Raw genomic sequence first — 13184 nt, 5'->3', positions numbered from 1 at the left:
ATCCAGGTGGATGGGGGCAGCGAGTTCATGGCCGAGTTTGAGGAGGCCTGCTGTGCTCTGGGGATTGCCTTGTTTGTGCTGCCGCCGAGGAGTCCTAAACTCAATGGTCACGTGGAGCGGGTGCAACGGACCTTTAGGGAGGAGCTCTATCCCCGGCCTCTGCCCCCCCGGCTCAGCGAGCTACAGGCAGAGCTGGATGCCTCCCTGGACCACTACAACCGCCGAAGGCCTCACATGGCCCTGGGGGGTCTTGCTCCCTTGGAGTATTTAGCTAAGATGCAGGAGGAGTCGGTTCCCCAGTCTCACATGTGTTGACCGATTACAGGGTCTTGCTCCCTTGGAGTATTTAGCTAAGATGCAGGAGGAGTCGGTTCCCCAGTCTCACATGTGTTGACCGATTACATCAGCTGGAGGTTGAAAGCGGAGCTGGTTTAGAATGGTTCCCACCGTGATGCGCGTTCCTCGGATGCAAGGACGCCCCCCCATCACCAGCGGGCTGAAGGTTATCCGCTCGGGTAATCGCACAAAACCATACTGGCAGCCTCTGCCACCAAGCGGCAAAGGCTCGAGCCCGCCTGCCTGTGCTGGATTTTACCCCTCGCGGTAGAAGCGGCTGTTGAGGTAGAACTCGGTGTAGATCACCTTGAAAAAGGCCGTCAGGGGCACCGCCAGCAACGCCCCGGCCAGGCCATAGAGGCTCGAGCCCACCAGAATAGCCCCAATCACGCTCACCGGGTGCAGGCTGGTGCTCTGGCCCAGGATGCGCGGCCCCAGGAAGTGGGCCTCGAGCTGGTTGGCCACCACCACCACCCCCAGCACCGCCAGCACCTGGGGCCAGCCCACCGTAAGGGCCAGCAGCACCGCTGGTACCGTGGAGATAATCACCCCGGCATAGGGAATCAGGTTAAATACCCCGGCCAGAAGCCCCAGCGAGCCGGCCAGCGGCACCCCGAAAATCCAAAGGCCCACCCCCACCAGAAGGCCCACCCAGAAGGCCACCTGGAGCTGGCCCCGCAGGTAGCCCCCCACCGCCCGGTCGAGCTTGGCGAAGATGTCGGCCGCCAGGGGCTGGTAGGGCTGGGGGATGGCCTGGAACAGGCTCTGGCTAATCTTGGGCAGGTCGTAGAGCAGGTAGATGGAGATGATCAGGGCGGCAAAAAACTGCAAGGCCCCCCCCAGGAGCGCGGCCAGAAAGCCCACCAGGCTGCCCCCCTGGGCCAAGAGGGCCCGCAGGCCGTCCAGCAGGGTTTGGAAAAAGCCCTGCAACAGGGTCTGCAGGTTCTGGGCGGCCTGCGCCAGGGCCCTCTCGAGGGCCGGGGGCACCTCGATCTGGCCGATGCGCGAGGGCAGGTTCTCGACCCAGGCCAGCAAAGGGGCCAGCAGCCGGGGCAGCTCGGTGGTGTAGCGCCCCAGCACCGCCACCATATCGGCAATCAGAAAGGAGGCCAGCCCCAGCAACAGAATCAGGCCCAAATACACCAGCGTCACCCCCACAAAACGGGGCACCCAGCGCTCGAGGGCCCGCACGATGGGCGAGAAGATATAGGCAAATACAAAAGCCAGCAGCAGCGTTACCAAAGCCGCCCGGGCCCCGCCAAACACCAGCCCCAAAAGCTGCACAACGAGGAGGGCCAGTACTGCATAAACCGCGATGCGCACCCAAAGCAGCTTCCAGATCTCCATCAGGTCGCGGCGCATGGCCCTAAGATACCCCACCCGCAGCGCATAGCCTATACGCGGGCCGGTATAATCGCTGGTGGTGTCGCTTTTAGACGAAAAATTCACCATTTTGCAAGAAGAGCCGCCCCAGAGCTTCCTGCAGCCCTATCTAGTGCAGTCGCCCGAAGGGGTAAAGGGCCTACTCTACTGGTTTGAGGTACATACCCCCGAGGCCCGTGCAGCCTTCCACCGCTATAAAAACGCTCTGCGAAGGCTACAGGCCCAGGGGTTTTTGCCCCAGGGGGTGGTGGTCTCGGCCAACCCGGGGCGCTACTATGTCTTCTGGCCCGAGCTACCCCGGGTAGCCCCCAGGCCCCGGCGACTCAGGCCGGTTCTGGAGGCCCTCGAGCCTTTTGGCTACGGGGCTAGCGACCTGGAAATCAGCGAAGAAAACGGGCAGCTTCTGGTCGCCAACCTGCGCCCCCAGACCACTCCCTCCAACCCAAGCCCCCCTCCCTCCCACCCCCAAACCGAGATGCCAGCCCCACCCCCTCCAGCCAAGCCTCGTTTTCGCAGCCACTGGGCTTCCTGGCTTCCCGGCTTGCTCATGCTGGCTCTGGGTGGTCTGGGCCTTTGGCAGGCCACCTTCCGCTACCTCAACCCCCCCGAGTACGTGTTGCCCGATCTGGTCGGGAAAACCCCCCGCCAAGCCCTCGAGGAGGTACGAAGCTATGGCCTTAATGTGACATTCACCGAGGGCAACGATATTTCACGGCCCAAAGACCAGATTTTAGAACAGTCCCCCGACCCTGGCACCCGGGTCAAGCCCGGGCGCCGGCTCGAGCTGGTGGTGAACAAACCCCGTCTGGGCACGGTGCCCAGCCTGAGCGGTCGCTCTTTAGAGGACGCCCGCCGGGCCCTCGAGGCCTCTGGCTACCGCATTGCTAGCATCACCCGCATCGCCTCGGGCGATACCGCCGACACCGTCTTGGCCAGTATTCCTCCCGAGGGCCAGCCCCTGGGGCCTGGCGAGGGAGTACGGCTGCTGGTCTCGAGTGGGGCCCGCCCCCCCGCACGCGAAACCCTATTACCCGACCTCTCTGGCCTTAGCCAGGAGGAGGCCCTCTATATCCTCAGTGTGGCCGAACTTCAGGCCCAGGTCGTGCGGGTGGCCTCCGGTGCTCCCGAGGGCACGGTGATAGGCCAGGAACCCGGCCCCGGAGTGGTATTGCCCCGGGAAACGGTAGTGCGCCTGCTGGTCGCTGCCCAGCCGGTAGCCAACCTACCCAAGGCCTCTCCTTTCCAGCCTCCCCGCCTGGCTCCTCCAGCGCCGGAGCCCCAGCCTGCCCCCCCCGCCGAGCCTGGCCTGGCCCAACCCACCCCCGCCGGGCCCCAGGAACGCCGGGTCAACGTGAGCTATACCCTGCCGGAAAACATTCCCAATGCGGTGGTGGTCATTACCGTACAGGACGAAGTACTGGTCAACACCGTGTTTGAGGGGCCGGTGCAGCAACCCTGGAGCTTCAACCAGGAGGTCGTGGTGCGGGGCAGCGCCATTCTGCGCATCCTGGTCAATGGCCAAACCGTAGTGGAAACCCCTCTATGAAAGGGGCCTGGGCCGAGGCGCAAGCCTGCCGCTACCTGCTGGAACGGGGGTATGTGTTGCTGGAACGAAATCGGCGCACCCCCTTCGGCGAGATCGACCTCTGGATGCAGGACGGCCCCACCTACGTGGCGGTGGAGGTCAAACAGCGCCGAAATGAGCGTTTTGGCAGCCCCCTCGAGGCCCTAACCCCCACCAAATACCAGCGCATCTACCGCTCCGCACTCTACCTTCTGGGCCGGGACGACCTACCTTTGCGCCTCGAGGCGGTGCTGGTCTACGGAACCCCCCAGCGCTTCCGGCTGGAACACCTGGTGCTGGCGTAGGACATTTCCGGCTGCCTCCACATTCCCTCTCGGGGCATGGGCTATCCTGGGAAGGATGTTTAGGAACCTACAGGCGTTCATTCAGGCCCTCGAGGGCCGGGGCGAGCTGGTGCGGGTGCGCGAACCGGTCTCCTGCGAACTGGAAATCACCGAGATTGCCGACCGCATGGTCAAGGCCGGGGGACCCGCCCTGCTCTTCGAAAAAGTGCAAAACCGCGATTTTCCTGTCTTTATTGGCGGGTTTGGCAGCGCAGAACGCACTGCCTTGGCCATGGGGGTAAAAAGCCTCGATGACTTGGCCCAAAGGGTCGCCAACCTGATGAAGCTCAACCCCGGCAAGGGTGGCCTCAAGGCGGCGTTCGCAATGTTACCCAAGCTGCGTGAGTTAAAGGGCTTCTTTCCCAAAAGGGTACGCGGCGGCCCGGTACAGGAGGTGGTCTGGAAGGGAGAGGCCATCGACCTCTTCAAAATACCCATCCTCAAGTGCTGGCCTTTGGATGGGGGCCCCTACATCACCCTGCCCCTGGTCATCACCAAAGACCCCGAGACCGGCGAACTCAACCTTGGCATGTACCGCATGCAGGTTCTGGACAAGCGCAGCACCGCCATGCACTGGCAACTGCACAAGGTGGGGCGCCGGCACTACGACAAGGCCAAAAAACTGGGTAAGCGCCTCGAGGTGGCCGTAGCCCTAGGCGGGGACCCCATTCTTACCTACGCCGCCACCGCCCCGGTACCGCCCATTCCAGGGGTCAACGAGTTCAACCTGGCCGGCTTCCTGCGGGGCCGCCCGGTGGAGCTAACCCGGGGTATCACCGTCGATTTACCCGTGCCTGCCGAGGCCGAGTTTGTGCTCGAGGGCTATGTCGACCCGGCCGAAGACCTGGTGGTGGAGGGCCCCTTTGGCGATCACACCGGCTTTTACACCCTGGAAGAACCCTACCCCCGCTTCCACCTCACCGCCATCACCCACCGCAAAAACGCCATCTACCCCGCCACCATCGTGGGCCGCCCTCCCATGGAGGACGCCTACCTGATCGAGGCCTCCGAGCGGCTTTTCCTGCCCGCAGCCCAACTCATCCTGCCGGAAATCCAGGACTACCACATGCCCCCTGCTGGGGTAGCCCACAACTGGGTCAACGTGAGCATCGAAAAAAGTTACCCCGGCCAGGCCTACAAGGTGGCCAACGGCCTGTTTGGCCTGGGCCAGATGATGTTCGCTAAGGTGATTGTGGTGCTGGACGCCGGGGCCCCCCTAAAAGGACCCCAGGCCTTGCAAGCTGCCCTCTGCCACGCCGTGCCCGGACGCGACACCCTGGTCTCGCGCGGGCCTATCGACGTGCTCGACCACTCCTCCCGGGCCATGGGCTACGGCGGAAAGCTGATCATCGACGGCACCCGTAAGCTGGCGGAGGAGGGGGGCCCTGTGGCTTTTACCCCCAAGGCCCACCCCCACCTACCCAGCCTGCCCGGGGTAGCCCAGCGGCAGATTCCCGGCATCTGGATGGTCACCTTAGAAAAAACCCGTCCCCACCAGGCCCGCGAGGTGGCCGATCGGCTGCTGGCCACCCCCCAGAGCGAGGGCATCCGGCTTTTGCTCCTGACCGATAGCGACATCCACCTGGACTTCAATGAGGTGATGTGGGCCGTACTCAACAACATCGACCCCGAACGCGACGCCTGGGTGGGGCCAGGGGTAGCCGGGCCGGTACTGGTGCTGGACGGCACCCGCAAGCTGGCCGAGGAGGGCTTTACCCGCCGCTGGCCTCCCAAAATCGTTATGGCCTCCGAGGTGGTACAGCGGGTTGAGGAGCGCTGGTCACGCCTGGGGCTTCCACCGCTGCCATCGAAGGATACTGAGGCAGTTAGCGGGTAAGCCCAGTCACGGGGCCCAGGTCAAATAACCCGCCACCCGGCCCACCTGGGGCTAACCTCGAGGTATGAAAGCTTTCTTCCTGGCTTTTGTGTTCCTGCTAGCCCCTATGGCCTTCGCCCAAACCCTGGTTGAGGTAACCACCGTTGCTGCCACTGCCTCCACCCTTGACCCCAGTGTGCGCTTCCCCTCCGGCTCTTTTCGGGCTGGGCGGGGCAGCGAGGCCATCTTAGCCCGCATTCCCGACGCCAGCCGCTTCAACCTGGAGGTCTACGCCGCCCGAGGGCTGGCTGCTCGCCTGCAACCCGGCTTTGTGCAGCAGATTCTGACCGGATTTGCGGTCGCGGGCTACTTCGTGGAAAATCAGCAGGAAACCCAGGTCGCAGGCGAAACGCGCACCCGCTACGACCTCAAAGACCCTGGGGGTAAAGCCGCCCTTCTATTCGTGGTGCGCAAAGGCGACGAGCTGGTTTTTGCCTTTGGCAAAGCCCGCTAAAAACCCCTGGCCAGGCTGTATAATCAGCGCCAGGGCCAACCATGCGAGGGCGAAATGTTTTTTTGTTGGTTCTGATAGGGGCGATGTCGCTTCTGGCCTGGCGCAACTGGGCGGTCTTTAGCGAACAAAAAACGCTATCCCTCTTCTTCACCGAGGTCACGGTTCCCTTCGGCATGACGCTGCTTATCCTCATGGCCGCGCTGGTGGTGATCTACTTCCTGTACACGGTGGGCCTCGAGACCGCAGCGCTGCTCGAGGTCAAGCGCTATGCCCGCGAGCTGCTCTCGGCCCGTAAGCTAGCCGACGAGGCCGAGGCCAGCCGGTTCTCCGAGCTAAAAAAGTGGCTCGAGGGGGAGCTGGCCGCCCTCAAGGCCCATAGCTCTGCCGGCCTCGAGGCCAAACTGCAAGCCCTGCTCGAGCGCATTGATCAGGCCGAACACGAGCTGCGCGAGGATATCGAAAAGGCCGGCAACACCCTAGCGGCCTACATTGGCGAGCTCGAGGATCAGCTCACCGGCCAGGACAAACACCCTCCTCCCCCGCGTTGAGCAAACCGGGCAAACCCGCTAAACTAGCGTTGGTTAGGTGGGGGCCGTTAGCTCAGTTGGTGAGAGCAAGCGACTCATAATCGCCAGGTCGCGGGTTCAAGTCCTGCACGGCCCACCAAGCCCCCCTTGGGGGGCTTTTTTATTTCGGGTGGGGAAAATCTGCGAAAGAGGCGGTATGCTCGTGGGGTGCAACGGGTAGTAGCCAAACCAGGCAAGGACAAAAAAATACGCAACTTCTACCCTGTGCTCTTCGCCGATGAGCTGGCTGCATCCCCCCAAGAGGCCGGGGTGGTGCAGGTCTACTCCAGCGAAAACCAGTTTTTGGGTGTGGGCTACTACCACCCTGCCAGCCGGGCCGCCGTGCGGGTTTACCGTTTCGATGAGGGAGCGCTCGATAAAGCTTTTTTTCTACAGCGCTTCGCTCGAGCCCAAGCGCGACGGGCTGGCTTAGGGAGCTTTTATAGGCTGGTACACGCCGAGGCCGATGGGCTGCCGGGGCTGGTGGTCGATCGCTTCGGCGAAGTGCTGGTGGTTCAAGTGCGCAACCAGGCCATGGAAGCCTTACGGGAATACTGGCTGCCCGCCCTGGTGGCGATAGCCCAGCCGGTGGGCATCTACGAGCGCTCCGATGTGGAAAGCCGTAGGCAGGAAGGCCTCGTGGAACGGGTAGGGCCGCTGTATGGCCAGGTGCCTTCGCTCCTGGAGGTAGACGAAGACGGCTTGGTCTTTCACATTCCCCTGGCGCTAGCCCAGAAAACCGGCTACTACCTCGACCAGCGGGAAAACCGGCGGCGCTTCGAGGCCATGGTACAGCCCGGCGAGCGGGTGCTGGACGTGTACAGCTACGTAGGGGCTTTCGCCCTGCGGGCTGCCCGCAAAGGGGCCTATGTCCTGGCGGTAGACAAAGACCTGGAGGCCCTGGGTGTGCTGGACCGAACCGCCTATAGGTTTGGCTTGCGGGTGGATATCCGCCAGGGTGATGCGGTAGAAGTGCTGGAAAGCCTGGCCAAGAGCCACACCCCTCCCTTCCAGCAGGTGCTGCTTGACCCCCCTACCCTAGTCAAAAGGCCCGAGGAGCTGCCCCGGGTCAAGCGGCTGCTGGTGGACTTGCTGCGGCCTGCCCTTAGGCTGCTGGCGCGCCAGGGCTGGTTGTGGCTCTCGAGCTGTGCCTACTACCTGGGGGTAGAGGCGCTGCTCGAGGTCACCCGCCGGGCCGCTGCCGATGAGGGCCGCCGCCTGCGGGTGCACGCGGTGTACCACAACCCCCCGGATCACCCCTGGAGCCTCCACATTCCCGAAACGCTCTACCTCAAAACGGTGCTCTTCCAGGACGACCCGCTGTAAAGCGGGGTATGCTTAAGGCGTGCCGGAACTTCCCCTACCCATCTGCGACACCATCCACCTCGAGGTCGAGGTGGTCTATGCTGCAGAGCACTCCCGGCCAGGACAGCACCTCTTCCTCTACTTCATCACCCTGGAAAACCGGGGCCCCAAGACCGTGCAACTCCTGCGGCGGGAGTGGTTTATATACGATGCATATGGGCTGGCAGGACATGTGGAGGGCGAGGGCGTGGTGGGCGAGAAGCCCATCCTAAAGCCGGGGCAACGCTACCGCTACAACAGCTTCTGCCCGCTGGCCCATCCGCCTGGTGCCATGCACGGCTACTACACCTTCCAAAACCTGCAGGGTGAGCAGTTCCGGGTAGAGATACCGGCCTTTGCTCTGCGCCTACCCCATAGCAGGCCGCGCACACTTCACTAGGGGTTGCTCGCGGCGCGCCGTAGACGATCCATAATGGCCCGGCCCAAGCCCATCTCCGGCACCGGCTCGGCATAGATGGCCTCGAGGCCCAGCCGGTCGAGCTGGTGTAAGGCCTCAAAGAGATGGGCTGCGGCTTCTCGCAGATCGCCCGTGGGCGAAAGCACCTTCACCACCTTGAAGCCCTTGGGCACCTCCTGGAAAGCCAGGTAACCCACCCTCCGGCGAACCTCGAGGGGTATGCTCTCGGCAGGGGCCATGCGAATGGGGGTGCGCGGAGCGTAGTGCTGGGGCAACTGCCCTGGAACTAAGGGCTTCTCGCTTTCCCCTATCTGCAATTCCAACGTGCCTAGGACATCCTTTAGCTCTTCCACCGTGACCGCCCCATAGCGCAACAAAACCGGCCTTTCGGCCAGCAAAACAATGGTCGACTCCACCCCAAAGGCCGTCCTTCCCCCATCCAGAATCAGGTCAACCCGATGCCCCAGCATCCGCTCGACATGCTCGGCCCGGGTGGGGCTCAGGTAGCCAAAGGGGTTGGCGCTGGGGGCAGCCACCGGCAGGCCCGCCCGCCGGATCAGTTCCAGGGCTACCGGGTGGGCTGGCATGCGCACCGCTACCGTGGGCAGCCCCGCGGTCACAAGGCCCGGCACCTCTGCCGATTTGGGCAACACCAAGGTGAGGGGGCCAGGCCAGAAGCGCTCGATGAGCCGCTCGGCTAAGGGCGGAATCTCCCGCACCACTACTCGCAACATCTCCTGGTCGGCTACGTGAACGATGAGCGGGTCGAAGCTAGGACGCTCTTTGGCCTCGAAGATTTTGGCCACAGCCGTAGCCTCTAGGGCATTGGCCCCCAGGCCATACACGGTCTCGGTGGGAAAGGCGACCAGCCCGCCGCTACGGAGGACTTGTGCAGCGCGCTCGAGGTTTTCAGGGGTAGGCGGCACAACCATACAACCCCGACATGATAGCAGAACCCCAGGATAGCGTTCTGGCACTGCGGGTAAACTGGGGTGGTATGAGTTGGTTGCAGCGCCTTAAAGAAGGCCTCAGCAAAACCCGTGATCAGATTAGCAAAGCCATTCCCTGGGGCCAGAACCCGGAGGAGGTGCTGGAGGAGCTCGAGTTCGCCCTGATCGCCGCCGATGTGGGCGTCGAGGCCACCCAGGAAATCCTGGAAGAAGTGCGCCAGTCCGGCAAAAAAGACCTGCGCGAGGCCCTCAAGCAGGCCCTGGTGGTGCAGCTCGAGCCCGATAGCTTCCGGGCCAAGATTCGCAAAGCCGGCTTCAACCCCAATGCCCAAAAAGCCACCATCGAACCGCAGGGCAGGGTCGTGCTGATGGTGGGGGTCAACGGAGTGGGCAAGACCACCACCATCGCCAAGCTAGGGCAGTACTACCAGCGCAAGGGCAAAAGCGTGATGTTCTGCGCTGGCGATACCTTCCGGGCCGCGGGTGGGGCCCAGCTCGGGCTGTGGGGGGAGCGGCTGGGTATCCCAGTCATCCAGGGGCCAGAGGGCTCCGACCCCGCGGCCTTGGCCTTCGACGCGGCCTCGGCGCGCAAGGCCCGGGGCGTGGATTTGCTGCTGGTGGACACTGCAGGCCGCCTACACACCAAGCACAACCTGATGGAGGAACTGGCCAAGGTCAAGCGCTCCATCGCCAAGGCCGACCCCGGCGAGCCGGGCGAGGTCTGGCTGGTGCTGGACGCTGTGACCGGCCAGAACGGGCTAGAGCAGGCCAAGAAATTTCACCAGACCGTGGGTCTCTCCGGGGTCATCGTGACCAAACTGGACGGCACCGCCAAGGGGGGCGTGCTGGTGCCCATCGTGCGTACCCTGGGGGTGCCCATCAAGTTCATCGGGGTAGGCGAGCGGGCCGAGGACTTGCAGCCCTTCGATGCAGGTGAGTTTGTGGAGGCTCTGCTGGGCTGAAGCCAACCCCGCCCCTATTGCTCTCGAAGCGTAGAACAATGTATATAAGGCATTATGCTCTCTAGCGTAACCACCGTCGAGTGGATTTCGGCTGCTTTAGTTGCTTTGGTGCTTTTGGTGCTGGTTCTACTCATCACTGCCCCATTCGGCAGCATCTTCAAAAAAAGAAAATGAAGTCTCGCGAATCAAAGGGCAGCGTCCCTAGGCCGGGGCTGGGGAGGTTCTTGCTTCCCAGTAAGCTAACGCCCTTAGCAGCGTATCCCGCTCGCTCTTATGGGAAAGTCGGCGCAAAGCCTCCGGCAACGGCAGCCAGTCCACCCCATCCACCTCTTCCTTTTGTGGTCGGGGCGTGCCTGCCACATAGCGCATCAGGAAGTAGTGAACCTCTTTGGTTACGGTGGTCTGCACCCCGTCGTCCCGAACGGTGAAGTGGTAGCGAATACTGCCCAGGGGGGCCAGCACCCGGGCTTCAATGCCGGTCTCTTCTCGCACCTCGCGCACAGCCGTCTGGGTGTACCGCTCCCCTGGCTCCACCTTACCTTTGGGCAGGCTCCAAACCCGCCCTCCTTTTATGGCGATTAGGAGAACCTCGAGGCCCCGCCCTCCCGGCCTCTCGCGCAGCACCACCCCTCCCGCCGAGGTCACCCGGCGGCGGGATTGCGGCTGTGCTTGGGGCCCATTGCCCCCAGCAATGCCGCGCTTTGGTCTGCGGCGGCGCGAACTGATTGAATAACGCATACAACGGCTACTTCCCAATGACCCCGTAATGGGTACCTAAGCACAGTGTACACGGATTTGGGGCTCTTGTCGTGTACAAAAGCACATTAGACCGTGACAACCGGCACGCATAGCCGGCCAGTTTCGTGCCAGCAGCCTAGAGTAGCGTGGGCTGTGAGATGGCCAGGACTTCAGGCTGTTCCAGGAAGGCCCTATGCACTTTTTGGCTGTGGGTGGCCACGAACAGAAACTCGTGATTTTCTGTATGGGAAATTCGCCCCACCTTTTCTCCCTGAGGGTTATAAATTCCGATCCTTGCGCCCACATACCGCTGGTGCGGACGGGTTAGGCGTACCACGTAACCCCATTCTTTCAGCATCCACTCTATCTCTTCGGCGCTGAAAAAACCTTCGTCATTGAAGGAAACCACCACGTGATGGGCCTTGATCTGCGATAAAACGGCGATCATGGCATCTTTAGCCTCGCGCTTCGAGTTGAAGGGACTTTTGCGTTCCTGCACGTCCATCCTCTTTTGCGCCACACCGTAAGTTTGGGGATGATCCCAGCGCACCAGCGTTTCCCACACGTGGTAGTTGCCCAGATAAGAGTGCTGGTTGTAGGGGGGATCCAGATAAAAGATATCGGCCTCGAGCTTTCCCGCCATTTCCAGCGCATCGCCCAGAAAAGCCTGGCCTCTTCCGGCTAGCAGCGGAGGGTACTCGAGGCGCAGAGGGTTGTAGGCGCGGGGCGCCCAGCGCTTGAGGTAGGCCATCTGTACGCCCGTGGTCGAATCCACTTTATCGGCGGCCAGTATCAGGCTGGTTAGCAGTATGGCTTTGAGTAAGGGGTCGTCGGCATGCGCTTCGATGGCTTCACGAATAGCCTCTATCCGGGCCCCATTGTTGGGCTGAAAATACCGCGCTTCCTCGCAGTAAACCCGGGTAAACCAGCCAGGCGCAGGGGCGACTTGCATCAGCTCGTGAAGAATTCTGGCGATGCGGCCCTGCGGATACACACGGGCATCGGCTTCCACCAGGGCTTGCGCCAGTACGAAAGCATAGGTGTTGACATCGTTGGCAGTGACCTGGAAACCTCTGGCCTTCAGCGCATGACCCACCCGGGCACTCCCCGAAAATAAATCCACCACGCTCTGGGCCTTTTCCAGTCGGCGTATGGTCTCGATGGTTTCAACGATCCAGGGTAATAAAGCACGTTTCGAACCAATGTACTTAATCATTGACCCTCCAGCCAGGCCTGCCAACGCTCAAATAGCCTTAGGTACTGCGAAGAGGTGCTAACCATATCGAAGTCATACCAAGCAAACGCATTGGCAAGGCGAATTCCATGAACCCCGAAACCCGTATGGTACTTGTTTCGATAGCGAACAAAGGCATCGTTGGTCAATAGCAGAAGCTGAGTTCTTGGGTATAAAGCGGCCAGCTCAAGATATTCAAGGTTCTGATAGGCAAACCGCTCGTGGGCGTTACCGTCAATTCGAACTTTGTTCGATGACTTTGCCGACTTGCACTCGAGCAGGACTTTGAGTCGCAGCACGTCATCCTCGATGAAGAGGACGGTCCCATCAAACTCTATAGACAATCCTTTGTGAATATTCGGGTAGTTGTTTCCGGAATAGATCACCTTATCCCCGTTTGTAGGGATCCATCCCCTGTTTGCAAGCTCATTCATCTTAGGGTCATACCATTCCTGGACTTCGTATGTGCGTTTGAGCCACCGTTCTTGTATTGCCACCGGTGCGGTATTTGTTTTTCCTAAAGCCAAACCAGGCAGTCTAAATACTATCTTTCGCTGCCCTTTGACCAGTGCGACTAGCCCATCGTCGCTTTCTAGCCTGCGCGGTGACAAACCAGCTGCCAAAACACCATGGGCTGAAACACCCGGCAAGCTTAGAAAAACATGGGTTACCTGGTTGATGCCATCAGCTACCAAGCCCTCAAAAGAAGACCCGCCTGCGGCAGAACCGGTCGGACGACCCGCTTTGCTAGGCGGATCTTCAAAAGACGCGATCTGGTCGGCTATTTTTTGTAAAGTCTTAGTCACGCTTGTAGTATACCAAAACAAAAAAGCGCCCTTTGGGGCGCTTTTTTAAACTTGACAAAAGAAAGATCAGCCGAGCTTCTGTGAACCCATCCCGCATAGGGGAGAGGTTGAGTGCTCCTTAGAAAGGAGGTGATCCAGCCGCACCTTCCGGTACAGCTACCTTGTTACGACTTAGCCCCAGTCATGAGCCTTACCCTAGGCGCCTGCCT

Annotated in this window: 14 protein-coding genes, 1 tRNA gene, 1 rRNA gene and 1 pseudogene; 10 read left to right on the top strand and 7 right to left on the bottom strand. The window is 61.5% G+C overall.

Annotation, left to right across the window (positions count from 1 at the left end):
- Window positions 1-350, top strand: a pseudogene (locus G552_RS15365) (integrase core domain-containing protein); the annotation flags it as partial.
- 31 nt (window positions 351-381) lie between these two features.
- Here G552_RS15365 and G552_RS16035 read toward each other — a convergent pair.
- Window positions 382-525 carry a DUF433 domain-containing protein gene (locus G552_RS16035; RefSeq protein WP_084640436.1) on the bottom strand — a complete coding sequence of 48 codons (144 nt, stop codon included), beginning with the start codon at window positions 523-525 and terminating at the stop codon, window positions 382-384.
- Between the two features lie 66 nt (window positions 526-591).
- Complete coding sequence (locus tag G552_RS0111785; RefSeq protein WP_027883221.1) at window positions 592-1698, bottom strand: AI-2E family transporter; 1107 nt, start codon at window positions 1696-1698, stop codon at window positions 592-594.
- A 61-nt stretch (window positions 1699-1759) separates the two neighbouring features.
- Between G552_RS0111785 and G552_RS0111780 the strand changes: the two genes are divergently transcribed.
- From G552_RS0111780 to apaG, 8 genes are all read left to right on the top strand, one after another.
- The gene (locus G552_RS0111780) at window positions 1760-3265 is read left to right on the top strand and encodes a PASTA domain-containing protein (RefSeq protein ID WP_245575191.1); all 1506 of its coding nucleotides are present in this window, start codon (window positions 1760-1762) and stop codon (window positions 3263-3265) included.
- Entirely contained in the window at window positions 3262-3588 is a 327-nt protein-coding gene (locus G552_RS0111775; RefSeq protein WP_027883219.1) for a YraN family protein, read from the top strand. The genes G552_RS0111780 and G552_RS0111775 overlap by 4 nt, the downstream gene beginning before the upstream one ends.
- A 55-nt stretch (window positions 3589-3643) precedes the next feature.
- Window positions 3644-5464: a menaquinone biosynthesis decarboxylase gene (locus tag G552_RS0111770; RefSeq protein ID WP_027883218.1), complete on the top strand. Its 1821-nt coding sequence runs from the start codon at window positions 3644-3646 to the stop codon at window positions 5462-5464.
- A 64-nt stretch (window positions 5465-5528) separates the two neighbouring features.
- Window positions 5529-5957 carry a hypothetical protein gene (locus G552_RS0111765; RefSeq protein ID WP_027883217.1) on the top strand — a complete coding sequence of 143 codons (429 nt, stop codon included), beginning with the start codon at window positions 5529-5531 and terminating at the stop codon, window positions 5955-5957.
- Window positions 5958-5998: 41 nt separating this feature from the next.
- The gene (locus tag G552_RS0111760) at window positions 5999-6505 is read left to right on the top strand and encodes a hypothetical protein (RefSeq protein ID WP_027883216.1); all 507 of its coding nucleotides are present in this window, start codon (window positions 5999-6001) and stop codon (window positions 6503-6505) included.
- Between the two features lie 41 nt (window positions 6506-6546).
- Window positions 6547-6623: transfer RNA gene (locus tag G552_RS0111755), tRNA-Ile, on the top strand.
- A gap of 68 nt (window positions 6624-6691) precedes the next feature.
- On the top strand, window positions 6692-7849 hold the full coding sequence (locus tag G552_RS0111750; protein ID WP_027883215.1) for a class I SAM-dependent rRNA methyltransferase: 1158 nt from the start codon (window positions 6692-6694) through the stop codon (window positions 7847-7849).
- A 19-nt stretch (window positions 7850-7868) separates the two neighbouring features.
- Window positions 7869-8267: a Co2+/Mg2+ efflux protein ApaG gene (gene apaG, locus G552_RS0111745; RefSeq protein ID WP_027883214.1), complete on the top strand. Its 399-nt coding sequence runs from the start codon at window positions 7869-7871 to the stop codon at window positions 8265-8267.
- On the opposite strand, the gene G552_RS0111740 is transcribed toward apaG, so the two are convergent.
- Window positions 8264-9217: an L-threonylcarbamoyladenylate synthase gene (locus tag G552_RS0111740; protein WP_027883213.1), complete on the bottom strand. Its 954-nt coding sequence runs from the start codon at window positions 9215-9217 to the stop codon at window positions 8264-8266. The genes apaG and G552_RS0111740 overlap by 4 nt on opposite strands.
- A gap of 65 nt (window positions 9218-9282) precedes the next feature.
- Here G552_RS0111740 and ftsY point away from each other — a divergent pair, with 65 nt between their 5' ends.
- Window positions 9283-10197, top strand: coding sequence for a signal recognition particle-docking protein FtsY (gene ftsY / locus G552_RS0111735; protein WP_027883212.1), 915 nt, complete (start codon window positions 9283-9285; stop codon window positions 10195-10197).
- A gap of 201 nt (window positions 10198-10398) precedes the next feature.
- Here the strand turns inward: ftsY and G552_RS0111725 are convergent, their stop codons facing one another.
- From G552_RS0111725 to G552_RS0111705, 4 genes are all read right to left on the bottom strand, one after another.
- Entirely contained in the window at window positions 10399-10890 is a 492-nt protein-coding gene (locus tag G552_RS0111725; RefSeq protein ID WP_027883211.1) for an NUDIX hydrolase, read from the bottom strand.
- A 181-nt stretch (window positions 10891-11071) separates the two neighbouring features.
- A complete protein-coding gene (locus G552_RS0111720; protein ID WP_027883210.1) occupies window positions 11072-12151 on the bottom strand; it encodes a DNA adenine methylase in 1080 nt (359 codons plus the stop codon).
- Entirely contained in the window at window positions 12148-12975 is an 828-nt protein-coding gene (locus tag G552_RS16355) for a hypothetical protein (protein ID WP_156890736.1), read from the bottom strand. The genes G552_RS0111720 and G552_RS16355 overlap by 4 nt, the downstream gene beginning before the upstream one ends.
- A gap of 122 nt (window positions 12976-13097) precedes the next feature.
- Window positions 13098-13184 (bottom strand): 16S ribosomal RNA (locus G552_RS0111705); the annotation flags it as partial.

The sequence above is a fragment of the Meiothermus rufus DSM 22234 genome (genome assembly GCF_000423425.1).
GTDB classification, from domain to species: Bacteria; Deinococcota; Deinococci; order Deinococcales; family Thermaceae; genus Meiothermus; species Meiothermus rufus.
Note: the sequence above shows the minus strand (reverse complement) of the source record. Positions and strands in the feature narration are given on the sequence as shown.

Bases quoted from the DNA above. Each gene is read 5' to 3' on its own strand.
- G552_RS0111785 (WP_027883221.1), bottom strand. From the start codon at position 1,698: ATGCGCCGCGACCTGATGGAGATCTGGAAGCTGCTTTGGGTGCGCATC.
- G552_RS0111775 (WP_027883219.1), top strand. From the start codon at position 3,262: ATGAAAGGGGCCTGGGCCGAGGCGCAAGCCTGCCGCTACCTGCTGGAA.
- G552_RS0111770 (WP_027883218.1), top strand. From the start codon at position 3,644: ATGTTTAGGAACCTACAGGCGTTCATTCAGGCCCTCGAGGGCCGGGGC.
- G552_RS0111765 (WP_027883217.1), top strand. From the start codon at position 5,529: ATGAAAGCTTTCTTCCTGGCTTTTGTGTTCCTGCTAGCCCCTATGGCC.
- G552_RS0111760 (WP_027883216.1), top strand. From the start codon at position 5,999: ATGCGAGGGCGAAATGTTTTTTTGTTGGTTCTGATAGGGGCGATGTCG.
- G552_RS0111740 (WP_027883213.1), bottom strand. From the start codon at position 9,217: ATGGTTGTGCCGCCTACCCCTGAAAACCTCGAGCGCGCTGCACAAGTC.
- ftsY (WP_027883212.1), top strand. From the start codon at position 9,283: ATGAGTTGGTTGCAGCGCCTTAAAGAAGGCCTCAGCAAAACCCGTGAT.
- G552_RS0111720 (WP_027883210.1), bottom strand. From the start codon at position 12,151: ATGATTAAGTACATTGGTTCGAAACGTGCTTTATTACCCTGGATCGTT.